Origin of the sequence: Vibrio sp. 10N.222.46.A1 (assembly GCF_041473595.1) — a bacterium.
Taxonomy (GTDB): Bacteria; Pseudomonadota; Gammaproteobacteria; order Enterobacterales; family Vibrionaceae; genus Vibrio; species Vibrio tasmaniensis_A.
The window spans coordinates 1-4,108 of record NZ_JBFRSN010000828.1; the positions used below are offsets into that span (position 1 = coordinate 1).

Sequence of the window (4,108 nt, forward strand, 5' to 3'; positions counted from 1 at the left end):
GGTTGTCTAGTTCCATACGAACTTCAATGCGGCGAGAACCTTGCTTCAATACCACTTGGCATTGCGCTTCAACGAATCCGTTTTGACCCGTACGTTCTTCACGCTCTGCAAGGTTTGCAGGCACGTTCATGCGGAAAGCGATGTTCGCTACCGATTGAAAGCCTTGGTGATCAATCGATGTTTCTACCGGGAACTCATCTGAGTACAGCAACCATTCTTGACGAGATGGAGAGTAATCGTACTCATCGCCGTCATCAGAACCGTCTTCTAAACGAAGTACTTGGTCGAATACTTGCTCTGTCTCTTTATCGAAAATAGTCAGAGTACCGTTGTCGTTTACATTGATTCGGTAGTACTCGTTCTCTAGCAAGTAGTCTTTTTGTTCTGCAACTTTTACTGCGCCCTTCTCGTTACCTTGGATGTGTAACGTGGTGAAGCCCATCGCTGGCACAGTACGTTTGATCTGAATATCAAACTCCATGAACGGGTCGTAGTTACCGTAGTGAACGATTTGACGGTCTACTTTACCTGGGTCAATTTGGCGTTTATCTTGGATGAAGTATTCAACAGGGTTTTCGTTTTCATCAAAAATAGAGAACTCTTGAGCACGGATAGTGATAGTCGTGTTAACCACTTCTTCACGCTCATATGGAGAAAGGTTAAACATCGCCAACTTGTCGCAACCTTCGCGATCTGGCATGTGGTCAACAATCTTACGCTTGTAGAAATGAATCAGGTTGGTCGCCATATCGTCCGCAAGGATGTAACGGTTTAGGATCTCAGCGTGAACCTTGTCAGAACAACAGCAGCCAATCGAGTCATGAGCGTGGTTCTTCATGCTCTCTTTCCACATTTTCTCAATCAAACCATGGTGGTATTCAAAGCCTAATGTCCAAGCGATAGACGCTAGTGGTTCTAAGATGTTTACAATCTTGTTTTCGATTTCTGCGTGGATCAGTTTGATATCCATACGCGTAGAAGAGATCGTACGGTGAACACGCATGTATTTACCGTCGTTGAACTCGCCTTTAATTGTGTCGAGTTGGTCGCGCGCCGCTTCTACTTTCTCGAACACTTCTTCGTAACGACTCATTGAGAATTCACGATCTGGGTAGATTTCGCGAAGTTTGTCCATTACTTCAAAGATGTCTTTTTGAATCGGCATTTGGTCATGGCCATTCGGCAGCAAAATGTCTTTCGTTACCGATGGCTTTTCTAGCACTGGGAAGTACTTATCTAAACGAGCACGCAAGCCTTCTTCGTCTTGTGGAAGGTATTTGCCAATTGCGTAACCTAGCGGAAGCACTTGTGCCGTAACTTCACTGCCGTCATTAGACTGCCATAAGAATTCTGTTTTGTTGGTGCCATGACGCTCTGAACAACCACGCCAAAACATTGCACGCGTGATGTCGAAACCGTTATAGATCATCGGCAGCTGTGAGCTCATGCTGAATGAATCTGGTAGGTAACCGATCTTCATTGCATCGCCAAATTTCATACAGTCACGAATGCCATACATCATGTTACGCACAATCGACTCACCAGAAACTTGCATTGTGTCGGTTTGAGAATACCAAGGGCCAATAATAAGCTTGCCCGCTTCAACCAATGCTTTTACGCGTTCTGTGTTCTCTGGTTTGATCGCAAAGTAGTCTTCTAGAACAGCGGTTTGACCATCTAGAACGTAGTATTTGTATTCTGGATCACTCTCCAGACGGTTCATGATTTCTTCCATGTTGTTCACAAGAAGAATGCGAGACTCTTCTGTTGTGAAATACCATTCACGATCCCAGTGCATGTGTGGAGTAATATGTACGCGTGATGTAGTCATAATCATTTACCTAAATGTGTCGCTTCGAGTAAATCTAAAATTCGAACTCAAATACGACTAAATTAAAGTTTTTCAAGGGGTTAAAATTGGCTGCCACTAAATTTAGGGTGCAGAAAACCACGCCCAGAATCTGTGTGAATAAAACCGTTAGGAGCACAGGTATTTAGGACAGCCAAGTTGTTCGTTATTTTTTATATGGTGTTTTAATTGCGAGTTAGAAGTTAGCTCAAAATTTAGTTAGTTCTGTGTTGCAGTACTTGCTTCAAACTTACCCTTTTTTACAGCATGACCACGCCACATCAGAAGAGTAACAGTTGAAATCACTGTGCCGACAAGCGCAGCACCGAACCAGATTGCAGCAGCAGAGAATGCGCCCAAACCTGAATCGTGTAACAAGAAGATAGAAAAAATACCTGCACCCGGAGTCGATAGACCGATACCTGCCGCACCAACCATCGCGCCTGTAACCACAGAGCCTAGTAGGAATGAACCGATTACACGGATTGGATCTTCAATCGCCATTGGGATTGCACCTTCGGTAATACCCGCTAGGCCAAGTAGCCATGTAGATTTACCGGTTTCAATCTCAAAGTCTTTGAATAGGCGTGGAGCAATCATGGTTGAAGCCGTTACGGTGAACGCCGATACCATTTTTACTGAACCAAAGATTGCGTATGGGCCATAAACACCGTTCGCCATTGCACCTAAACAGAATGCGTAAGCGGCTTTGTTTACCGGACCACCTAAGTCGAATGATACAAACAAACCAAGAATCGCACCCAATAGCAGCGCATTGGTGCCAGACATACCGTTCAACCAGTCCGTTAGACCTTGGTTTAGGAACGCTACAGGTTTACCGATAACAAATAGCATCAAGCTACCTGCCACCAAAGTACCGATCACCGGATAAAGGTAGAAAGTAAGGAAGCCGTTAAACGCAGGGCCTAAGCGAACATGCTCTTTTACCCAACGCATCACGTAACCAGCAATCAAACCACCAACAACACCGCCTAGGAAACCAGAGCCAATGATGTTTGCTGCAATACCTGCGGCAAAACCAGGACCAAGTGCCGGTTTATCTGCTAATGAGTAAGCTGTGTAAGCTGCCAGTACTGGCACCATCAATGTACCCAGTAGGCCGCCACCTAGTTTGCGATACATCCATAGCCAAGAATCTTTTGTTGCATAGAGCTCTTGCAGGTCAAAAATTTGCGCGATAAGAACAGCAACCGCAAGAACAGTACCACCAGCAACGATAAGAGGAACCGCGTAAGAAATACCAGAAAGCAGTGCTTGTTTGAGCTCAGTTTTCAGTGGCAGTTTCTTCGGTTTATCATCAGTAGCTACTTTACGCTCTGCACCGTTGCCTTTTTTCGACTCTTCGATCGCTTCGTTTAAAATGCGCTCACCGTGTTTAATCGGTTCTGCGACTGGTGTTTCAATACGAGGAATGCCGTTAAAGCGCTCAGATTCTTTAATCGCCACTTCAGCAGCAAAAACACACGCCACAGCATTGTTTAATTGCTCAGCCGTTAAGCGATCTTCAATACCGTTTGCGCCCTGTTTTTCAACATGTACGTTATAGCCAAGCTTTTTGCCCGCCTTTTCAAGATATTCTGCCGCCATATAAGTATGAGCAATGCCAGCAGGGCAAGCAGTAACACATACAACTGTCGGTGCATTTGTATCTAAGTTGTCTTGTTTTTCTTCTTGTTGATTGTCGCCATCAAGAAGCGCAAAGATTTCTTCAGCGGTTGTCGCTTTTAATACCGCTTCGCGAACATCGTCGTCAACCAATGTAGTTGTCAGTGCGGTAAGCAGATGCATGTGGGTAGAGCCCGCTTCTGCATTTGGAATCGCAATTAGGAAGATAAGATTCACATCTTCGTCTTCATCCAAGCCTTTCCATTTCATGTCTTCTTTAAGCGTTGCTACAGCGAAGCCAGCTTCTTTAACCGCGTCAGTCTTACCATGCGGTACTGCTAGGCCTTCGCCAAGCGCTGTCGGGCCTTGCTCTTCACGAGCAAATACTGCATCAAGATACTCTTGCTTGTTATGCAGTTTGCCTTGCTGATCCAGTTGGTCAGCAAGTGCGTAAATCGCTTCTTCTCGACTGCTAAACGTAGTTTGCAGATTTACGAGCGACTTATTCGTTAGAGTAGTAAGTTTCATAACCTTTGTCCCATAGTCACGGATTAGTACGACAGTCGTCCCTGTCGACGAGAAGAATAATACAACTTCAAGACATTTAATCCGTGATCACGATCTCACCAATAC

General features: G+C 45.0%; 2 protein-coding genes. Both read right to left on the bottom strand.

Features of this window, described 5'->3' with window-relative positions:
- Nucleotides 1-1,831 (bottom strand): alpha-mannosidase (locus AB4496_RS20625; RefSeq protein ID WP_372131822.1); only part of this gene is annotated, 1,831 nt, incomplete at its 3' end.
- Nucleotides 1,832-2,068: 237 nt separating this feature from the next.
- Nucleotides 2,069-4,003, bottom strand: coding sequence for a PTS 2-O-a-mannosyl-D-glycerate transporter subunit IIABC (gene mngA, locus AB4496_RS20630; protein WP_009845447.1), 1,935 nt, complete (start codon nucleotides 4,001-4,003; stop codon nucleotides 2,069-2,071).
- Nucleotides 4,004-4,108: the final 105 nt, after the last annotated feature.